The sequence below is a fragment of the Acinetobacter sp. CAU_H_56 genome (genome assembly GCF_058599425.1).
This window is the reverse complement of the sequence record NZ_CM178654.1, coordinates 2904652-2926180: the sequence shown is the minus strand read 5'-3', so window position 1 is coordinate 2926180 and position 21529 is coordinate 2904652. Positions and strand designations below refer to the sequence as shown.

Annotated in this window: 18 protein-coding genes and 1 riboswitch; of the genes, 15 read left to right on the top strand and 3 right to left on the bottom strand. The window is 44.6% G+C overall.

Going from position 1 to position 21529, the window contains the following annotated elements:
- Positions 1–24: 24 nt before the first annotated feature.
- Positions 25–1212 (top strand): cell division protein FtsZ, encoded by a 1188-nt coding sequence (gene ftsZ / locus AC4MCC_RS13800; protein WP_125279164.1) that lies wholly within the window; start codon positions 25–27, stop codon positions 1210–1212.
- A gap of 126 nt (positions 1213–1338) precedes the next feature.
- On the top strand, positions 1339–2241 hold the full coding sequence (gene lpxC, locus AC4MCC_RS13795; protein ID WP_034170289.1) for a UDP-3-O-acyl-N-acetylglucosamine deacetylase: 903 nt from the start codon (positions 1339–1341) through the stop codon (positions 2239–2241).
- A 99-nt stretch (positions 2242–2340) separates the two neighbouring features.
- On the opposite strand, the gene AC4MCC_RS13790 is transcribed toward lpxC, so the two are convergent.
- Entirely contained in the window at positions 2341–2781 is a 441-nt protein-coding gene (locus AC4MCC_RS13790) for a DciA family protein (RefSeq protein WP_004781492.1), read from the bottom strand.
- Positions 2782–2891: 110 nt separating this feature from the next.
- On the opposite strand from AC4MCC_RS13790, the gene AC4MCC_RS13785 reads away from it, so the two are divergent.
- The 10 genes from AC4MCC_RS13785 to recJ all read left to right on the top strand — a co-directional run bounded on the left by AC4MCC_RS13785 (position 2892) and on the right by recJ (position 16546).
- On the top strand, positions 2892–3581 hold the full coding sequence (locus AC4MCC_RS13785) for a M23 family metallopeptidase (protein WP_419365471.1): 690 nt from the start codon (positions 2892–2894) through the stop codon (positions 3579–3581).
- A 347-nt stretch (positions 3582–3928) separates the two neighbouring features.
- The gene (aceE, locus tag AC4MCC_RS13780) at positions 3929–6631 is read left to right on the top strand and encodes a pyruvate dehydrogenase (acetyl-transferring), homodimeric type (RefSeq protein ID WP_125279167.1); all 2703 of its coding nucleotides are present in this window, start codon (positions 3929–3931) and stop codon (positions 6629–6631) included.
- 2 nt (positions 6632–6633) lie between these two features.
- Positions 6634–8664, top strand: a complete 2031-nt coding sequence (locus tag AC4MCC_RS13775; protein ID WP_491885450.1) for a 2-oxo acid dehydrogenase subunit E2 — start codon at positions 6634–6636, stop codon at positions 8662–8664.
- 87 nt (positions 8665–8751) lie between these two features.
- Positions 8752–8893: riboswitch (yybP-ykoY riboswitch) on the top strand.
- A gap of 72 nt (positions 8894–8965) precedes the next feature.
- Positions 8966–9541, top strand: coding sequence for a TMEM165/GDT1 family protein (locus AC4MCC_RS13770; protein ID WP_159123792.1), 576 nt, complete (start codon positions 8966–8968; stop codon positions 9539–9541).
- 186 nt (positions 9542–9727) lie between these two features.
- On the top strand, positions 9728–10525 hold the full coding sequence (locus AC4MCC_RS13765; protein WP_419374870.1) for an oxygen-binding di-iron domain-containing protein: 798 nt from the start codon (positions 9728–9730) through the stop codon (positions 10523–10525).
- Between the two features lie 98 nt (positions 10526–10623).
- A complete protein-coding gene (locus AC4MCC_RS13760; RefSeq protein ID WP_491885449.1) occupies positions 10624–10989 on the top strand; it encodes a YkgJ family cysteine cluster protein in 366 nt (121 codons plus the stop codon).
- 260 nt (positions 10990–11249) lie between these two features.
- Positions 11250–12716 carry an IMP dehydrogenase gene (gene guaB / locus AC4MCC_RS13755; protein WP_034170242.1) on the top strand — a complete coding sequence of 489 codons (1467 nt, stop codon included), beginning with the start codon at positions 11250–11252 and terminating at the stop codon, positions 12714–12716.
- 123 nt (positions 12717–12839) lie between these two features.
- Entirely contained in the window at positions 12840–14171 is a 1332-nt protein-coding gene (gene glmM, locus AC4MCC_RS13750) for a phosphoglucosamine mutase (protein ID WP_491885448.1), read from the top strand.
- Between the two features lie 15 nt (positions 14172–14186).
- Entirely contained in the window at positions 14187–14843 is a 657-nt protein-coding gene (pdxH, locus tag AC4MCC_RS13745; protein WP_180011091.1) for a pyridoxamine 5'-phosphate oxidase, read from the top strand.
- Positions 14844–14845: 2 nt separating this feature from the next.
- Positions 14846–16546, top strand: a complete 1701-nt coding sequence (gene recJ / locus AC4MCC_RS13740) for a single-stranded-DNA-specific exonuclease RecJ (RefSeq protein WP_491885860.1) — start codon at positions 14846–14848, stop codon at positions 16544–16546.
- 51 nt (positions 16547–16597) lie between these two features.
- Here the strand turns inward: recJ and AC4MCC_RS13735 are convergent, their stop codons facing one another.
- A complete protein-coding gene (locus AC4MCC_RS13735; RefSeq protein ID WP_419374868.1) occupies positions 16598–17353 on the bottom strand; it encodes a putative porin in 756 nt (251 codons plus the stop codon).
- A 171-nt stretch (positions 17354–17524) separates the two neighbouring features.
- Positions 17525–18310 (bottom strand): putative porin, encoded by a 786-nt coding sequence (locus tag AC4MCC_RS13730; RefSeq protein WP_034703585.1) that lies wholly within the window; start codon positions 18308–18310, stop codon positions 17525–17527.
- Between the two features lie 504 nt (positions 18311–18814).
- Between AC4MCC_RS13730 and prfB the strand changes: the two genes are divergently transcribed.
- The 3 genes from prfB to AC4MCC_RS13715 all read left to right on the top strand — a co-directional run bounded on the left by prfB (position 18815) and on the right by AC4MCC_RS13715 (position 21457).
- Positions 18815–19910 (top strand): peptide chain release factor 2 gene (gene prfB, locus AC4MCC_RS13725; RefSeq protein WP_180139362.1). Its coding sequence is split into 2 segments (ribosomal slippage): positions 18815–18886 and positions 18888–19910, totalling 1095 coding nucleotides; the frame shifts between segments, so codons are not numbered across the junction.
- A gap of 146 nt (positions 19911–20056) precedes the next feature.
- Entirely contained in the window at positions 20057–20356 is a 300-nt protein-coding gene (locus AC4MCC_RS13720; RefSeq protein WP_121979733.1) for an ArsR/SmtB family transcription factor, read from the top strand.
- Between the two features lie 15 nt (positions 20357–20371).
- Entirely contained in the window at positions 20372–21457 is a 1086-nt protein-coding gene (locus tag AC4MCC_RS13715; RefSeq protein ID WP_166139484.1) for an alkene reductase, read from the top strand.
- Positions 21458–21529 lie beyond the last annotated feature (72 nt).

The following is a 21529-nucleotide window of genomic DNA, read 5'->3' as shown; positions in this document are numbered from 1 at the left end:
TATGAATTAGGAATTTTATAGGTCATGGCCTCATTTGAATTTTTCGAAGAAGATCATAGCGATAGCAATGGTCAAGCCCGTTTCACTGTATTTGGTGTAGGTGGTGCGGGTGGTAATGCTGTACAGCATATGTTGCAGTCCGATATCCAGGGCGTAAAGTTCGTCTGTGCCAATACAGACAAACAGGCACTGGATCGCATGGAAGCCGAATTTAAAATTCAGCTGGGTGAGCAAAGTACACGTGGTCTGGGTGCTGGAGCAAATCCACAGGTCGGTCAAGCGGCAGCAGAAGAAAGCCGTGAACTGATCCGCCAGCAGCTTGAAGGTACCGACATGGTATTCGTTACTGCCGGTATGGGTGGCGGTACAGGTACCGGTGCTGCGCCAGTCGTTGCTGAAATTGCCAAAGAAATGGGCATCCTGACTGTTGGTGTCGTGACTACGCCATTCAACTTTGAAGGTAAACGCCGTTTGCAATCTGCCGAGAAGGGGATTGAAGCGCTAGAACAGCACGTAGATTCTCTGATCATCATTCCAAACCAGCGTCTATTGAAAGTCTTCCGTGATATTTCAATGAAGGATGCGTATAAAAAAGCGGATGATGTACTGTTGAATGCAGTACGTAGTATCTTTGATCTGGTGGTACGTCCTGGTCACATTAACCTTGACTTCGCCGATCTGAAAACTGCAATGAGTACGCGTGGTTATGCCATGATGGGTGTAGGCTTGGGTCGTGGTGAAAACCGTGCACGTCAGGCAGCAGAGCAGGCGATTCGCAGCCCATTATTGGATAACGTCACCATCATGAATGCTAAAGGTATTCTGATTAACGTGACTGGCGGTGATGACGTAACCTTCGGTGAAATTGAAGAAATTACTGATGTTGTAAACCAGATCGTGGATCTGGACGAAGGTCAGGTCTTCTACGGTACAGTATTTGATCCGGATGCTCGTGATGAAATTAGTGTAACGGTGATTGCGACTGGTTTGACTCGCCATGCTGCAGATTCGGTTGAGCCGACTAAACGCGCGAATGTACAGGCAGCACGTCCATCATCATCACAGGCAGTAGTTGAAGATGATGATGTACCGGCAATTCAGCGCCAGCAAAATGAAGCAGGTGCAGCAGCTAATCCTGCCGCTTCAGTTTCTAGTCCGCGTCCAACGCCAATGAGCATCCAAGATTATCTTAAAAATCAACAGCGCAAATAATATGTAACAGCATGTGTTTACGATGATTGCACAGAAAAGGTGGCTTTAGAGCCACCTTTTGTTTTTTATCAATGGCCAAATATGCTAACGTATAGCGGTTTTATTGGTGAACAGATGATAAAAAGCATGTTGAAACAACGTACCCTGCAACGTATCGTGAAAGCGAGCGGAATCGGTCTTCATAGTGGGCAGAAGGTTATGATTAACTTTGTGCCACACCACGCCGATGGGGGCATTGTGTTTCGTCGTATTGATCTGGATCCACCTGTCGATATTCCTGCGGATGCCTTATTGATCCAAGAAGCCTTCATGTGTTCGAATCTGGTTCAGTCAAATGCCAAAGTGGGTACGATTGAGCATGTGATGAGCGCCATTGCGGGACTGGGTATTGATAACCTGATTATTGAAGTGTCAGCTTCAGAAGTTCCCATTATGGATGGTAGTGCCGGACCTTTCATTTATCTGCTCATGCAGGGCGGCTTGCAAGAACTAGATGCACCAAAGAAATTTATTAAAATTATTAAACCTGTTGAAGCCCTGATCGATGATAAACGGGCGATTTTCAGCCCACATGACGGCTTTCAGCTAAATTTCACTATTGATTTTGATCATCCTGCCTTTAAAAAAGAACATCAGTCTGCCAGCATCGATTTTTCTACAGAAACCTTTGTTTATGAAGTCAGTGAAGCGCGTACATTTGGCTTTATGAAAGACCTTGACTACTTGAAAGCCAATAATCTGGCTTTGGGTGCAAGCTTGGAAAATGCGATCGGTGTAGATGAAACCGGCGTGGTCAATGAAGAAGGTTTGCGTTTCTCGGATGAGTTTGTACGTCACAAGATTCTGGACGCAGTAGGTGATTTATACCTGCTAGGCCACCAGATCATTGCCAAATTTGATGGTTACAAATCAGGGCATGCTTTGAATAATCAACTATTGCGTAACGTGAAAAGTGACCCAAGCAGCTATGAAATTGTAACATTTGATGACGTAACTCAATGTCCAATTAGTTATGTAACTGTGACATAAGTCCTTGTCTTTGTGTCTTTGTGTTATAACTTAGCTGCATCTAATGTGACACCTGTCACATAAAAACAACATTGGAATTTATTACATCTCATTGCAATGTTACTTTTTATTGCTTGCCAAACGTAGTAAAGCTTGGCTAAGCTTAGGGTCGCTTATAAAGTCAGCAGCACCGCGAAGTAATTCCTGTGTTTCTGGACTCAAGGCTCTTTCAGATTTTTCTGGAACCGGTTGAACAGGGGATGGATTCCTTAAGCAAACCTGGATTTTAGTGAGATCTTTTAATTCGTTTATTTGAGAGAGTTGTGAGATGTATTGCTTTTGAAGATAAGCCAATTGAGAAATCATGGCTTGGTTTTCACCAGTAATCGTTAACACACCATTTTGATAGCAGGCAACTTGCCATTGTTCGGGTTGAGGCAATAGCGGTTGTACGAGTTTCGTAAGCTTCTGCCATGCAGAAACTTGTGATGAGAGAAACGAAAAGTTTCCTGTTTTTATCTGTTTTCTTGTTTTTTGAAAGACGTTGACAGGTTCCGACATACATAACTCCTACATGTTTATGTCTTAATCTTATGCGCTTCTTAAAGTGGATATCAAGGAAGAGATCTTCAAGAAACTCGATTAGCAGTTTAGAGAGGTTTTTTATGCATATGCCTATGCGACGTATCCTATTGGCATTTTCTATTTCGGTTTCAGCTGCTTCAGTAGCTTTTGCAGATTTAGTGGATCTGAATCAACAAGATGCTACACCTGACCGTCTTGAGCAGTTAACACGTACTTTATCGCAGGGTTCTTATACCCATCCTGAAGATATTGATATTCCCGCACAAACCAAATTAAATGTTCAGCTACGTGAAAAACCGGTTGAACTGAATAATCAGACCATTGCTCAAAAATATAGCAATTCTTCATCCAGCAAAGTTGCATCTTCAAATAACCCTTATTCATGGTTAGTAGCTCATCCATTACCCGACATGAAACGTGTCAGCTCAAATTTTGGCGGCCGTACCATGGGTGGTCGTGCTGAAAATCACTCAGGCCTAGATCTGGCTGCTGCAAGCGGTACCCCGATCTACGCAACTGGTCCTGGTATCGTAACCAAATCGGGTTGGGGTACAGGTTATGGTCAGTATGTCGAAATTAACCATGGTAATGGATACCTTACTCGTTATGCCCATGCTTCACGCTTGATTGCACGTGTGGGAGATCAGGTGCAAGCTGGTGATCATATTGCGAATGTAGGTTGTACAGGTCGTTGTACAGGTCCTCATCTACACTATGAAGTAGTAAAAGACGGTCAACGTAAAAATCCTTCAACTTATTTAGCAATGTTGCCTTAAGCGTAGCTTTGCTCAAAATAACTGAAATACTTTACGTCTGATACTTGATACTCATAAAAAATCAATCAAAACGCTTTTAAGGCAATTAGGCTGAACATTTCTTCCAGGGAGTAGAGAAGGAGTTCGGTCTAATTGCTTTTAGATATTATATTATCACCCGGAATTATAACTGTCGTATAAAAAATCGCCATTATTGACTTCTTTTTGTTACTTTGTGTAATAAAGTGTCAATGGATATTTAGATAATAAATAGTACTCCAGAACCGCATTCAGTCAGAGCCATACCTGCATAAGCCGTAAATATGATACATATAAGTGATCAATTTGGCTTTCAGGAACTGTAGATTATGGCGTTTTATGGAGATACCGACGCTCAAGAAACCCAAGAATGGCAAGACGCTTTTGACTCCGTTTTGCAGCACATGGGAACCGAGCGCGCCGCCTTTTTACTTGAAAAACTTTATCAACGCGCAATTGCCAAACATGTTCCTATTCAGCGTTTAAATACTCCCTACTTAAACACTATTTCTGTAGAAGAACAACCTGCGATGCCGGGCGACCAGGACATGGAGCGCCGTATTCGCGCACTGATTCGCTGGAATGCTTTGGCAATGGTGCTTCGCGCAAATAAAACTGGTGATGACTTAGGTGGTCACTTGGCCAGCTTTGCTTCATCTGCCACTTTATACGATGTGGGTTTTAACCATTTCTTCCGTGCCAATAACGACAGCTTCGGTGGCGACCTGATTTACTATCAAGGTCACTGTGCACCGGGGATTTATGCCCGCTCATTTTTAGAAGGTCGCTTAACTGAAGAGCATCTGAATAATTTCCGTCGTGAAGTCGGCGGCAAAGGCTTACCCTCTTATCCTCATCCTTACTTGATGCCAGATTACTGGCAGTTCCCGACGGTATCGATGGGTCTGGGTCCAATCATGTCGATCTATCAGGCGCATATTCAAAAGTATCTGATGAACCGTGGCTTGATTAAGGAAGAAGACCGTAAAGTCTGGGCATATCTGGGCGATGGCGAAATGGATGAGCCGGAAAGCTTGGGCGCGATTTCACTGGCGGGTCGTGAGAAGCTGGATAACCTGATCTGGGTGGTGAACTGTAACTTGCAGCGTCTGGATGGTCCGGTACGTGGTAATGGCAAGATCATTCAGGAACTTGAGTCATTGTTCCGTGGTGCCGGCTGGCGTGTCATTAAAGTCGTCTGGGGTCGTCATTGGGATCCACTACTGGATAAAGACAAATCTGGTGCACTCAAAGCGATTATGGAAGAAGCAGTGGATGGTGATTACCAGCGCTATCAGGTGAAAGGTGGTGCCTACGCACGTGCACATTTCTTTGGTAAATATCCAGAAGCAGAAGCTTTGGTTAAAGACCTGAGCGATGAAGATATTGATAATCTGAACCGTGGTGGTCATGACCCGTACAAAGTCTTTGCTGCCTATGCAGAAGCGACCAAGGCCAAAGGTCAGCCAACGGTGATTCTGGCGAAAACCGTAAAAGGTTATGGTCTGTCTGATGAAATTGAAGCGGTGAACAAGACCCACCAAATCAAGAAAATGCAGCTGGAATCGTTGAAATACGTACGTAACCGTTTCAACTTGCCATTTACTGATGAACAACTGGAAGAAATTCCATTCTACCGTCCAAGTGAAAACTCGCCTGAAATTAAATATATGAAGGCACGCCGTGAGGCACTGGGTGGTTATCTGCCGGCACGTCGCAAAGAAAGCGAATCTTTACCGATTCCTGAGCTTTCTGTTTTTGATGCTGTGCTTAAAGGTTCAAACGGTAAAGAACAGTCCACCACCATGGTCATGGTCCGTCTCATCTCTGCCTTGTTAAAAGAGAAAGCAATCAAGGACCGTGTAGTACCGATTGTTCCGGATGAAGCACGTACCTTTGGTCTGGAAGGGATGTTCCGTCAATTGGGGATCTATGCAGCGCATGGTCAACAATATACCCCTGAAGATCAGGAACAGTTGATGCATTACCGTGAAGCCAAAGACGGACATATGCTGCAGGAAGGGATTAATGAAGCCGGTGCGATGAGCGCATGGGCAGCCTTGGCGACCAGTTATTCAACCAATAACCTGCCAATGATTCCGATGTACATGTACTACTCGATGTTCGGCTTCCAGCGTATTGGCGATATTGCCTGGGCCGCAGGTGATGCACAGGCGCAAGGCTTCTTGCTGGGCGCAACCGCTGGCCGTACTACCTTAAATGGTGAGGGCCTGCAGCATCAGGATGGTCATTCACACATTCTGGCCAATACCATTCCGAACTGTGTCTCTTATGACCCGTGCTTTGGCTATGAGCTTGCCGTGATTGTGCATGATGGTCTGCAACGTATGTATGTGAATCAGGAACGTGTGTTCTATTACCTGACCCTGATGAACGAAAATTATGAACATCCACCAATGCCGCAAGGTGCAGAAGAAGGCATTAAGCGTGGTATGTATCTGTTGGAAGAAGACGAGAAAGCTACGGTTCAGTTAATGGGTTCAGGTGTGATTCTGCGTGAAGTCATCAAGGCCGCGAAAATCCTGCGTGAGGAATATCAGATTCATGCCAATGTCTGGAGCGTGACCAGCTTTAATGAACTGGCTCGTGATGGTATGGCATGTGAGGAATATAACCGCCTGCATCCACTGGCCGAAGAAGCCAAAGAGCCATGGGTATCTCAGCAGTTACGTGACAAGGACGGTATCGTAGTATCGGCCACCGATCACATGCGTGCCTATAGCGAACAGATCCGTGCCTATCTTCCAGATAGCCGTCCGTTCGTAGCCTTGGGTACTGATGGTTATGGTCGTTCAGATACGCGTGGCAACCTGCGTAGCTACTTTGGTGTCGATGCCGCACATATTGTCGTGGCAACCTTGAAGAAGCTGGCAGATGAAGGCGAAGTCGATGCACGTTTAGTGAAAGACGCGATCTCTAGCTTTGAGTTAGATACTGATCGTCCGGTGGCTTGGGCACCTCAGGCGACTCCTGAATTGCATCCAGTTGCTGACTACAAAGAGGAGAACTAATCATGCAAATTACGACTCCAGATATTGGTGTAGATAAGGCAACTGTGGCAGAAATCCTGGTCAAGGTGGGTGATACCATTGCTGTAGATGAAAGTATTGTGCTGCTGGAATCAGATAAAGCCTCTGTTGAAGTACCAAGCACTTCAGCAGGTGTAGTTAAAAGCATCCTGATCAATCAGGGTGATGAAGTATCTGAAGGTACTGTCCTGATTGAACTGCAGGCTGAAGATGATGCCAGTACGGTAGAAAGTCAGGAAGCTGATGCTGCTGACAAAACTTCGGAAAATACTCCAACTGAATTACCTGATGAAGAAATCCTGCAGGAAGTGGCGACACATCAGTCTAAAGCCTCTAGCCAAAGTGAACAGTCCTCTCAATCGGCTTCTGCATCTACTGTAGAAGTGAAATTACCGGATATTGGTGTAGAAAAAGCCCTGGTGGGTGAAATTCTGGTTCAGGTTGGCGATGAAGTTGAAGTTGATCAAAGCTTAGTCGTGGTTGAATCGGATAAAGCGACAGTTGAAGTACCAAGTACGGTTGCAGGTACTGTGGAAGCGATTCATATTCAGGAGGGCGATTCAGTCAAAGAAGGAGTGCTGATTCTAACAGTGAAAACTGCAGATTCGACACAAGCTGCTGAGCAAGCAGCGCCTCAAGCGGAAGAAAAGCCAAAAGCTCAAGCAACACCTGAGGCCAAAACTGAAACAGCACCACAACAGGCGGCAGCCCCTGTAGGTGATATTGAAGTAAAAGTACCTGACTTGGGTGTCGACAAGGCTGCTGTAGCAGAAATTCTGGTACAGGTCGGTGATACGGTGGAGAAAGACCAGAGTATCATCGTGGTCGAGTCAGATAAAGCGACAGTAGAAGTGCCAAGCACGACTGCCGGCGTGATTAAGGCGATTCATGTTGAGCTGGGCCAGAATGTTTCTGAAGGCGTGGCACTGATTACGATTGAAGCTGAGGGACAGACATCACATGCTGCTGCTCCAGCGGAAAAATCAGAAGCACCTACAGCTAAAGCTACGCCTGCAGCAGTGGCAGCTCCAAAAGCTGACACTGCTGCTGCGACGCCTGAAACGCATAGTGCAGACAAGCTTAGTAAAGAGCAGAACGCTGCCAATGCCAAAGTTTATGCTGGTCCTGCTGTGCGTAAACTGGCTCGTGAACTGGGTGTGGTATTGGCAGAAGTGAAAGCTTCTGGTCCGCATGAGCGTCTAATGAAAGAAGACCTGTTTGCGTATGTGAAAGATCGTCTGACTGCACCGCAAACAACAGCCGCACCTGCGGCAACTGCAGCTCCTGCTGGCTTACCAAAACTGCCTGATTTCAGTGCTTTTGGTGGGGTAGAAGAGAAAGCCTTGACGCGTCTGCAACAGGTTTCGATTCCGCAGTTATCGCTAAATAACTACATCCCACAAGTGACCCAGTTTGATGCAGCCGATATCACTGAGCTGGAAGCTTGGCGTAATGAGCTAAAAGGCAACTTCAAGAAAGAAGGTATTGGCCTGACCATCATGGCTTTCATTATCAAGGCTGTGGCTTATCTGCTCAAAGAAGAGCGCGAGTTTGCCGGTCACCTGTCTGATGACGGTAAATCGGTATTGCTACGTAATGAGATCCATATGGGCATTGCGGTTGCGACGCCAGATGGTCTGACTGTTCCTGTATTACGTAACCCGGACCAGAAGTCGATCAAGCAGATTGCCATTGAGCTGGGTGAGTTAAGCCAGAAAGCGCGTGATAAGAAATTGTCACCTAAAGATCTGCAAGGTGCGAACTTCACGATTACCAGCTTGGGTTCAATTGGCGGTACAGCATTTACACCGTTGGTGAACTGGCCGCAAGTGGCGATCCTGGGCATTTCTCCAGCAACCATGCAACCGGTATGGAATGGGGAGGGCTTTGATCCACGTCTGATGCTGCCACTGTCACTGTCTTATGACCATCGCGTGATTAATGGTGCCGATGCTGCACGCTTTACCAATAAGCTAACCAAGCTGTTAAAGGATATTCGTACGCTCTTGATCTGATTCATGAATGTATGAAAATAAAAACCCTGCTCCGGCAGGGTTTTTTATATGACAATTTGTAAATATAAACACGGTTGGCTATAATGGGCGCACTTCATTGGGGAGTAGCCGCCTTTTGCGCAAAGCAGAAGGGTGATGGTCAACATATTTGCTCAACAGGGCATGGTCATCATAGCAAAGAACCAAATGAGCTTCTCGAAGCTTTCTTTTGTTGGCAAGACCTTTGATTTACCATTCTGCAGATTTTGGCTGGCGGGAAGGGTGAATCATCGGTAGAAAATGCCAGCCAGAGAAAGACCGCATGTACGAATTCCTGCTTTCCACGGCCATCGTTGCACTTGCCGAAATGGGTGATAAAACCCAGTTACTGGCTTTGCTTCTTGCAGCACGTTTCCGTAAACCAACACCGATTTTAATTGCAATTTTACTGGCAACCCTGATTAACCATGGTCTTTCAGCAGCCCTGGGGCAATGGGTCACTACCGTTATTGGGCCAGAAATTTTGCTGTGGATTGTGTCAGTCGGTTTTATTGGGATGGCGATCTGGATGCTGATTCCGGATGAACTAGGGGATGAAAACGACAGTATCAATAAATGGCAAAAGTACGGCGTGTTTGGTGCGACTTTTGTGCTGTTCTTCCTGGCTGAAATTGGCGATAAAACCCAGATTGCGACAGTGGCACTGGCAGCACGTTTTGACAGTGTGCTTTGGGTGATGATGGGTACTACCGTCGGAATGATGATTGCCAATGCACCTGCGGTATTTATCGGTGACAAACTGGCGAATAAACTTCCAATCGGTCTGATTCATAAAATTGGCGCCAGTATTTTCTTGATCATCGGTGTGGGCACCTTGGCACAACATTATTTATTTTAAAAATAAAAATCAATTTCGTATAAATCCTGAGCTAAAAACTCGGGATTTTTTATTAATAAATTGTGCTCAATTTGCTGATAAATAAAGTGATATATCCAGTTTTATTGATTGTAAGTTCATTTAATTCCCTATATGTTATATGCCTATAGAAAAACTATCCTAAACGAATAAAATTGGGGATTACTGATGGCCTTCGAGCGCACCACATCGCAAGTCTTGTTTGATAATGGGACACATAAATGTATTAGTTTTACCAGTCTCGTTAAAGGTGAAGGCGTCCAGGCAAACCAATTTCTGATTTTAGACAATGAGCGTGCTGCAGTACTTGATCCGGGTGGTGATTTAACCTATGTACCGTTGACGATGGAACTGAACCGCTATACCCGGTTGAGCAATCTGGATTATGTGATGGCATCGCATCAGGATCCGGACATTATTACGTCCATGCCGCGCTGGCTGGTCTATACTGAAGCCAAAGTCGTCGCTTCCAAGCTATGGGCGCGTTTCTTGCCACATCTGAATTCAGCCTTTATGAGTGACCGTATGAAAGGTAACTGGCTGGATCGTCTGGTTGAATTGCCGGATCATGGTCAGATCATTCCACTCGGTCAATCCAGTATTATTGCTATTCCAGCGCACTTTTTACATTCAGTCGGTAATTTCCAGTTTTATGACCCCATTGCCAAGATCCTGTTTTCTGGTGATATGGGCGCGTCAATGGTCGAGGATGCTTCAAAACCACTGGAAAATTTTGCGGCGCACATTCCGAAAATGAAGGGATTTCACCAGCGCTATATGTGCAATAACAAGGTGATTCGTTTATGGGTACAAATGGTACGTACCATGGAGGTAGACATGATTGTGCCGCAACATGGAACACCGTTCGTGGGTAAAGAACAGATTAACCAGTTCCTGGACTGGATTGAAACACTGGAATGCGGCACTGATTTAATGGATGAAACTGTTTTTACTTGTCCTGAATAGTTCAAGAAAATTTTAAATTTTTTCTTGAGTAGAAAAACAACATTTTTTATATTTTCCGCCTGCAAAAAACTGTTTTTGATGACGAGAATTTATAAGAAATGTTGTCTCAAGTTCCTACACAAGATGCATGTTTAAGTTGTGGCGCATGTTGCGCCTATTTCAGGGTTTCATTCTATTGGGCAGAGGGGATTCCCATGCCTGAGCACTATATTGAACCTGTCACTTCCGTCTATTCATGCATGGTGGGAACCAATCAAAAAAATCCACGCTGTATAGCACTTGAAGGTAGCATTGGTGAACAAGTGAGTTGTGGCATGTACGAACTACGTAGCTCATCCTGTAAAGAAGTTCAGATCGCTGATGCCCAGTGCAATAAGGCACGGATGGCACACAATATGATTCCATTCATCCAGATTGAGCCGGATGAAGCCGAAAATGATGATAATTTCGAACGGGTGAGCTAAATCCAAACTCAAGATTTAAAAAGCAGGGTATGGACTCTGCTTTTTATGGGAGAAAAAATTAGTAAAGGATTTTGTAAACCGAATAAATATGATGACTGCTCTGGCATATTTAAATTGTTGATTGAATAGTCAAATTTACAGGTTTAGATATTCGGATTAAATCTAAGTCCAGATTTAGACAAAATAAATTTTGCAATTGCAATGAAATTTAGAGCTAAATTTGTTTATAATAGCGCACGGAAATTACCAGTGAGACTGTTATGTTGACCATCGTTCAAGACGCGTTAACCTTCGATGATGTCCTATTACTCCCTGCCTACTCTACTGTTCTCCCAAAAGATGTCTCTCTAAAGACACGCCTGACTCGCGGCATTAACCTGAATATCCCACTTGTTTCAGCAGCTATGGATACTGTGACTGAGTCACGTATGGCAATTGCGATGGCACAAAATGGCGGTATCGGTATTCTGCACAAGAACATGGATATTGCTGCCCAGGCCGCAGAAGTACGCCGTGTGAAAAAATTTGAAGCCGGTATGGTGAAAGATCCGATCACAGTTACCCCAGAAACTACAGTACGTGAACTGATCGCTGTGACTCAAGCGAATAACATCAGCGGTGTACCCGTGGTTAAAGACGGTAAAGTGGTTGGTATCGTGACAGGCCGTGATACACGCTTTGAAACCAATCTGGAACAGCCGGTCAGCAATATCATGACAGGTCAAGACCGTCTGGTGACTGTGCGTGAAGGCGAATCGAAAGAAAACATTCAGGCCTTATTGCAAAAAAACCGTATTGAAAAAGTGATCGTTGTTGGCGAAAACAACGAATTAAAAGGCTTGATCACGGTGACTGATTTCCGTAAAGCGGAACTTTATCCAAACAGCTGTAAAGATGATTTAGGTCGTCTACGTGTAGGTGCAGCAGTCGGTACTGGTGCTGAAACACCAAGCCGTGTAGAAGCACTGGTTGATGCTGGTGTAGATGTGATTGTTGTGGACACTGCACATGGTCACTCTGCGGGTGTGATCGAGCGTGTACGTTGGGTGAAACAGAACTATCCACAAGTTCAAGTGATTGGCGGTAACATCGCTACTGGTGATGCTGCGCTTGCATTGCTTGATGCGGGTGCGGACGCAGTAAAAGTAGGGATCGGTCCTGGCTCAATCTGTACAACTCGTATCGTGGCTGGTATTGGTATGCCGCAAATCTCTGCAATCGATTCTGTTGCACGTGCATTGAAAGAACAGATTCCATTGATTGCTGATGGTGGTATCCGTTTCTCTGGTGATATGGCCAAAGCGATTGGCGCTGGTGCAAGCACCATCATGGTGGGTTCATTAATGGCCGGTACTGAAGAAGCACCGGGCGAAGTTGAATTCTTCCAGGGCCGTTACTACAAAGCTTACCGTGGTATGGGGTCTTTGGGTGCGATGGCTGGTGCGACTGGCTCTGCTGACCGTTACTTCCAGGATTCTAAAGCCGGTGCTGAAAAACTGGTTCCTGAAGGTATTGAAGGTCGCGTACCGTACAAAGGTCCAATGGGTAATATCGTGCATCAGATGATGGGCGGTCTGCGTTCTTCTATGGGCTATACCGGTTCTGCAACCATTGATGATCTTCGTCAAAATGCCAAGTTTGTGAAAATCACATCTGCCGGTATGTCTGAGTCTCACGTGCATGATGTAACCATCACCAAAGAAGCGCCAAACTACCGTATGGGCTAACTTTCGCTGATTGTTTACTCTAAAAAAAGCCGTCATCCTCATGACGGCTTTTTTGTTTTGGTGTACAGTGTTGCACAATGAAAAAGGATGATGTAAATCACCCGTTAAGAAGTGAGACAAAGCATGAGTTATTTTGGTACCGATGGTATTCGTGGAAAATTTGGTGAGTTACCAATTACACCTGAATTTGCCCTGAAATTAGGTTTTGCAGCAGGAAAAGTATTAAAACGAAATAGTAAAAAAAACAAACCATTGGTGGTACTGGGTAAAGATACCCGTTTATCGGGTTATATTCTGGAATCTGCGCTACAGGCAGGACTCAATGCGGCAGGTGTTTATGTGCATCTGCTTGGACCTTTGCCAACGCCGGCTATTGCCCATTTAACCCGTGCTTTGCATGCCAGTTTAGGTATTGTCATTTCTGCATCACACAATCCGTATTTCGATAACGGGATTAAGTTTTTCTCGAGTGAAGGTAAAAAACTGCCTGATGCTTTGCAGGATGAGATCAACCAGGAACTGGAAAAAGAACTGGTGATCGAAGATAACGCGAACTTGGGTAAAAGTTTCCGTGTGAAAGATGCCAATGGCCGTTATATTGAATTCTGTAAGTCGACGTTCCCATATCACCTGGATCTGAATGATTTAACTATCGTGGTGGATTGTGCCAATGGCGCGGCCTATAACGTCGGACCTGCGGTGTTCCGTGAACTGGGTGCCAAGGTCATTGCCATTCATGATGAACCGACCGGTTTAAATATTAATGATAATTGCGGTTCCACCCATCCTGAAAGCTTGCAACAGGCAGTACTTGAGCATAAAGCGGATCTGGGCGTTGCGTTTGATGGCGATGCCGACCGTGTGGTTTTGGTGGATCAATACGGCAAACTGATTGATGGCGACCATATACTGTATATCTTGGCAACTCAAAGCTCGAAAAAACCGGCTGGGATTGTTGGTACCTTGATGAGCAATATGGCACTAGAACTGGCCCTCGAAAAAGCCGGAGTAGAATTGTTGCGCGCTAAAGTCGGTGATCGTTATGTACTGCAAGGTCTGGAAGAAAAAGGCTGGTCGATTGGTGGCGAGCCATCAGGTCATATCCTGACTTTAGACAAGAGCACTACAGGCGATGCGATTATTGCTGCGCTGCAAGTCTTAACCGTGATGGTCGAGCAGAAGAAAGCACTGCACGAGTTAGTGGCTGACTTTAAATTATTGCCGAATGTGTTGGTGAATGTACGTCTGAATACCATGTTTGACCCGTACTCAGTGCCTGCTTTGACTGCAGAATTTAACAAAGCTGAAGAGCAGCTCAAAGGTCGTGGCCGTTTACTGATCCGTAAATCAGGGACTGAACCGGTGATCCGTGTCATGGTGGAAGGCGAGGATCTTGCTGAAGTGACCACACTGGCAAATTCATTGGCTGATGCGGTACGTGCCAACGCCGCTTAAATGGGGGAAGAGTGAATGAGCGATCTGATTAAGGATCTGAGTGAACTGCGTCTGAACTACCAAAAAGGCGAGCTACATGAAGATCAGGTCAATCCCAATCCGCATATGCAGTTTTTGCAGTGGTTTAACCATGCACTTGCTGCACAGCTGCATGAACCTTATGCCATGTCATTGGCAACCGCAAATGCACAAGGTCGTCCGCATGTGCGCACAGTGTTGCTGCGTGGTGCGACTGAAGCAGGGTATGATTTCTATACCAATTATGATAGTCAAAAAGGTCTGGATCTGGCCGAAAATCCGTATGCTGAACTGCTGTTTTACTGGCAGGAACAGGAACGTCAGATCCGGATTAGCGGTAAGGTAATTAAAATTTCGGAAGAAGAATCAACTGACTATTATCATAAACGTCCGCGCGAAAGTCAGATCGCTGCGCATATCAGTACCCCGCAAAGCGGTGTGGTTGCGAGTCGTGAAGAATTACAGCAACGTTTCTGGGATCTGCATCAGCAGGTCGCTAATCAGGAAGAACTGGATAAGCCGGGATTCTGGGGCGGCTATCGTTTGCAGCCGGATTATTATGAATTCTGGCAGGGCCGTCCCAACCGTTTACATGACCGCCTGAGTTATGAAAAAATCGATGGGGCGTGGAAACTACAACGATTGATGCCATAACAATGCCTAAACTTGAAATCAAGCAAAGACCTTTACTGACACGCCCTGAATCTTTTCAGGGCGTGCCTTCATTCGTAGCCGAAATTTTGGCACGCCGTGGTGTGGAATCTGAACAGGAGCTGGAGCTTAAACTCAAGCATCTACTGGCACCGACCATGAAAGGCTTAACAGAAGCGATCCAGCTGATTGATCAGGCTATAGATACTGGCCAGAAAATCGTAATCGTCGGTGACTATGATGCTGATGGGGCGACCAGTACAACACTAATGGTACTCGCCCTGCGTGATATGGGTGCCCATGTTGAGTATCTGGTTCCTGACCGGTTTAAGTATGGTTATGGCCTGACACCTGCGATTGCGGATCTGGCTTTTGCCAATTTTACGCCGGATCTTTTAATTACAGTGGATAACGGGATTTCCAGTCATGAAGGTGTGAAGCAGGCGCAGGATCATGGCATGCAGGTTATTATTACCGATCACCACTTAACTACCAAGCCTACCCCTGTAGCAGAGGCTGTGGTCAATCCCAATCAGCTGGGCTGTGATTTTCCAAGTAAGGCCTTGGCGGGTGTAGGGGTAGCTTTTTATGTCTTGGCGAATCTATCGACTCATCGTAAAAAGCTCGGTAAATCTTCAACGGTTATTACCAATTATCTGGATCTGGTCGCTTTAGGTACTTATGCAGATGTTGCAAGTCTGGACTATAACAACCGTATTCTGGTGGATGCTGGCTTAAAACGGATTCAGCAGCATCTTTGCCGACCTGGTATCAGTGCTTTGCTGGAAATTGCTGGTCGTGATGCTGCCACGCTCAAAGCGCAGGATCTGGGTTTTGTACTTGGTCCACGTATTAATGCAGCGGGTCGTATGGAAACCATGGATATCGGGATTGAGTGTTTGCTCGCTCCGGATCTGGCAACCGCTTATCCACTCGCAGAACAGTTGAATAAACTGAATGTCGAACGTCGTCAGGTCGAAGGCAAAATCAAGCAGGAAGCTTTGACTGAACTGGAAAAAATCCAGCTCGATGAGAATACTTTGCCTGCCGCACTGATCATGTTTGAACAGTACTGGCATCAGGGTGTGATCGGGATTGTAGCGGGGCGTTTAAAAGAACAGTTCCATCGTCCAAGTATTGTGTTTGCAGCAGATGAAGATGGGATTCATATCAAAGGTTCGGCACGTTCCATCGAAGGGATTCATATCCGTGATGCGATTGAACAGGTGGCGGAGCAATATCCACATTTAGTTAGCCATTTTGGTGGCCATGCAGCGGCAGCAGGTTTAACCCTGAAAAAAGAAAATTTTGCTGAGTTTAAGCAGGTCTTTGAGGCACTGATTGCTGCGATGGATGAGGATTTATTCACTGCCACTTTATGGACCGATGGCGCACTGCCAGATTCTGCTTTTCAAATCGAAACAGTCGATTTATTGCAGAATTTAAGTCCATGGGGACAAAAATTTCCGCAACCGATTTTTGACGGCGTGTTTAAAATCATGGACTATCGCTGGCTCAAAGATGTGCATCTTAAATTACGCGTGGCTTTGGAAAATGGCCAGGTCGTAGATGCGATCGCCTTCAATGCAGCAGATAAATATCAATTTGACCCGATGAAAGACACGCGTTTGGTTTATGAGCTGGATAAAAATGTCTTTAATGGTAATGTCAGCTTGCAGATGCGAATTATATATTTAGAACAATAGACCATAAAAAACCGCTCAAGTGAGCGGTTTTTTTGCTTTTCATCGGAGGTATTAGAAGCGGTATGCACCACGTACACCGAAGATATCAGCATTGTCACCAAAATTAATTGAGCCTTCTAGGCTAACTTGCTGATTAAAGAATTTCTTGGCACGAATGGTAAATACATCAGTACCTTCGACGTCGGAATCAGAGAATCCAAGACCGACACTGAAAGTTTTGTCGAGGTATAAGTCTGCACCTAGATTATAAGCATCAATATCACCGAAGCTTGCACCACCTTCAAAGTTCATGTCGTATTGGCCGAATTGAGTCACATATTTAGCACGTAAAGTTGGATCAATTTCATCATCTGCATCATCTTCAGAAACACCAGCAAGACCAAGCGCAACTAATAAACCTGGTGCGGGTAAATAACCTAATTCTGCGCTATAAAATGTAGTGTCAAAATCGCCAGCTGGTGTATCAGTAGATGCTTGTCCAATAGAGCCACTTACATAGAAATCTGAATTTGGAACAAAATATTCAACCCCTACACCGAAAGTTGTGACATCGGTTACATCGTAATCGATATAAGAAACTTCTGCGTTAATATTGCTAGCTCGGTTTAAAAAAGCTGCTTCATTAAGAGGCGAGTTCTTTACTTGAACTGGATTGAAGTAATAAGTGCCATCAATTGCAAAACCAGTAGAAGTATCCCCATTATCTGGATCTACAAAAGCAATTGTACCTCCAACTTCGGTTTGGTAAGCGTGTGCAGTTCCTAGGCTAGCAATAAGTGCAGTCGCAAGAGCAAGTTTTTTAAGCATTTAGATTTCTCTCTTTGTTATAAAAATATGACTGTTTCATGAACAGTTGTAACAAATTGTACAGTTTATATCCGCCCCGTCAATGTGCAAAAACTACCTAAATGCTTTTTAAAAGTGCAAAAAGCCCATGCGAGGATGGGCTTTTTAAGATTGACTTACTTTTTGTAGGGATTAGAAGCGGTATTTCGCAGCTAGACCAAATTTGTTGTAGTCTTGGTTACCAATTTCACCAAAACCTACACGACCTTCCAAGCTCACTTGTTCATTAAAGAATTTACGTGCACTTACACCAAATTCATTTGAGTCATATGGGCCATTGTCTTTGCTTTGATAATCAGCACCAACACTTAAAGTTTTGTCGATGAAGTAGTCAGCTTTTAAGTTGTACTCATCCAGGTCGCCAAAGGCAGCGCCAGCTTCAAGGTTAATGTCTTTACCATTGCTTAAAGTGGTCACATATTTAGCACGTAAAGTTGGATCTACACCGTCATCATAGTCATTGTCATAACCTTTTACACCTGCTGCAATTAACAGACCTGGTGCAGGTAAATAACCGACTTCGGCACTATAAACGGTTTCGTCAAAATCAGGTGCATAGTCGTATTTAGAATCATCACGACCTACGCTACCACTCAAATAAAAATCTGAGTTTGGTACGAAGTATTCAGCACCTACACCATAACGGTGACGTTCTGAAGAGTCGTAATCATCATATTGATATTGAGCTTTCACATTACTTGCACGATCAAGGAAAGCTGCTTCGGCTAATGGTGCATTACGTGTTTCAACTGGATTAAAGTAGTATGTGCCATCAACACCAAAAGAGCCGCTTGAGCTACCATTATCCGGGTCTGTTAGGCCTGCAGATGCACCCACTTCTACTTGATAAGCATGAGCTGCTGTACCTGTAAGAGCTACGGCTGAAAGTAATGCTGAAGCGATTGCTAGTTTTTTCATGCGGATACTCCCCTCTGAAAAATATGGCTAAAATTAATACACTTTTTGTTACAACTTTAAGTCTAGACCAATTCTAATAATCGTCAATCAAAGGAAAGTTACTACATTGTGAGTAAGGTAATATTATGTAATTTTCATTTAATAACTAATTGAATTCAAAAACTAAAAATGAAATGTTTTGTTTTATTAAAAGTGTGTAGATATTGTGGAATGTATTGAAAATGCTATTTTTTATCTTATTTTGTAGGGGTTTTAGGGTTTTAAAATGAATAAAAAATTGAGTATAAAAATACAGCGAAATATATTTAAGAATAGAATGAGAAAGTATTAAAAATAATATTTAGCTATTTTATCGGGCTGACAAATTTTGTAATTAAAAAATGTGCTAGTGACATTTTCTTGCTTAGCCTTAAAGATGGATTTATCGCTATAAATTGGCGAAATAGACTGTGATATAATATTGACCTAAGAATTTATACCTAATTTTGATTGAGAGTAATTCACGTGGAAATTAATCCGTATCTAAACCAATTAAAAGACTTAAACGAACGTGGTCAAACACTACGGGGGTATCTTTGACTACGATCTGAAAAAAGAGCGTTTAGAAGAAGTCCTGCGTGAATTAGAAGACCCGGCGATCTGGAATGACCAGAGTCGTGCTCAGGCCATGGCCAAAGAAAAAGGCGAGCTTGAGAATGTACTCAATGTACTGGACGGCTTAACCACCCAGCTTGAAGATGCCCAGGCAATGCTTGACCTTGCGGTTGAAGCAGATGAAGAGGCCATGCTGGAAGATGTACAGACTGAGCTGAATACGGCTGAAGAAGAACTGGCGAAGCTTGAATTCCGCCGTATGTTCAGCAACCCGATGGATCCAAACCCTTGCTATGTGGAGATTCAGGCAGGTTCCGGCGGTACTGAAGCACAGGACTGGGCGTCTATGCTGCTACGTATGTACATGCGCTGGATCGAACGTCATGGTTTTAAAGCTGAACTGATGGAAGAATCTGACGGTGATGTTGCCGGGATTAAATCTGCGACGATTCGTGTGGAAGGTGAGTACGCCTATGGCTGGTTACGTACCGAATCTGGTGTACACCGTTTAGTGCGTAAATCACCATTTGACTCGGGCAACCGTCGTCATACGTCATTTTCTGCCGTGTTTGTCTCACCTGAAGTAGATGACAATATCGAAATTGAAATCAATCCTTCAGATGTCCGTACCGATACTTATCGTGCATCAGGCGCGGGTGGTCAGCACATTAACAAAACTGACTCTGCAGTGCGTTTAACCCACATTCCAACCGGTATTGTGGTGGCATGTCAGAACCAGCGTTCACAACATGCCAACCGTGACCATGCCTGGAAGCAATTGCGTGCCAAGCTATATGAGCTGGAAATGAATAAACGTAATGAAGCTGCACAGGCATTGGAAGATTCCAAGTCTGATATCGGCTGGGGTAGCCAGATCCGTTCTTATGTCCTGGATGATTCACGTATCAAGGATTTGCGTACAGGGGTAGAAAACTCCAATACTGGCGCAGTCTTGGACGGTGATCTGGACAAATTTATCGAAGCAAGCCTGAAACAGGGCCTGTAAGAAATCGTTTAAAAGCTGGCGTAATAAAGCTTTAACAGACTGTGACTCTTATATCTAAATTATTCGATATATAAATCGAAAAAATACGATATAATAGTCGCAGATGCTGAATGAAGTTTCGTTGCGCTACTGATTGTGATGTGCCTATGGACCTTGATCTAATTTTTAAAGCCTTAGCCAATCCGACCCGTCGACAAATTCTGGAATGGTTAAAATCGCCGGAGCAATATCTGTCTGCGGAAGAGTGTGGTGGCTTTCAACGTGGGGTCTGTGCAGGTCAAATTGAACGTTTAGGCCAGGTTTCACAGTCCACCATGTCCAATCACCTGTCGGTATTACAGCAGGCTGGCCTGATCACTGCGACCAAGCATGGACAGTGGTCATATTTCTCCCGCAATGAAACTTTGATTCAGCAATTTATCGAACACCTACAACAACACCTTTAACAGGTGGGAGTAACGATGGCTGAATTAAATTCTCCTTTAACGCTCGGTGCGTTAGAGCTTAAAAACCGTGTCATCATGGCGCCGCTGACCCGTAGCCGTGCAACTGCTGATCGTGTTCCAACCCCAATGATGGTTGAGTACTATGCGCAACGTGCAAGTGCTGGTCTGATCATTTCTGAAGCTACAGTGATTTCTGAAGAAGCCAATGGCTATTTAAATACTCCAGGACTGTTTACCGATGCTCAGGTCGAAGGCTGGAAAAAGGTCACTCAAGCGGTTCATGAGAAGGGCGGTTTAATCGTTGCCCAGCTTTGGCATGTTGGTCGTGTATCACATCCGGATCTGTTAAATGGTGAAACACCAGTCTCTGCAAGTGCAGTACAACAGGCGGGTCATGTCAGCTTGTTACGTCCAAAACGTCCATACGTTACGCCACGTCCCTTGGAAGTTTCTGAAATTCACGCGATTACCGAGCAATATAAGCAAGCCGCGATTCGTGCTAAAGAAGCCGGTTTTGATGGTGTTGAATTACATGCTGCCAATGGTTATTTGATTGACCAGTTCTTGCAAAGCAAAACCAATCAGCGTGAAGATGAATACGGCGGTTCAGTTGAAAACCGTACACGGTTCCTGCTAGAAGCAACTGATGCACTGATTGAAGTATGGGGTGCGGATCGTGTAGGGGTACATTTTGCGCCGCGTGGTGATGACCATGACATGGGGGATAATGATCCACGTGAAACATTTGGCTATGCCATGGAGCAGCTGGGCAAGCGCAAGATTGCCTTCTTCTTTACCCGTGAATATCTGGCTGAAGACAGTATTTCCGAATATATGAAAGAGCGTTCAGGTGGAGTACCTTATATTGCCAATATGCAACTGAGTCGTGAAGATGCGATTGAGCTGTTGGCAGCTGAAAAGGCAGATGCAGTCGCATTTGGTAAAGCCTACATTGCAAATCCTGATCTATACGAACGTCTGCTTGATAATGCACCGCTTAATGAGCTGAAAATGGAAAATATGATCGGCAGTCAGGTGGCTGAAGGTTATATTGATTATCCAACTTTGGCAGAAGTTAGAGTATTAAGCACCATAGAATAATTCGAAATAAGAGCCACATCGATTAACATGTCGATGTGGCTCTGTTATATTTTGCCGATTGAATCTGTTTTG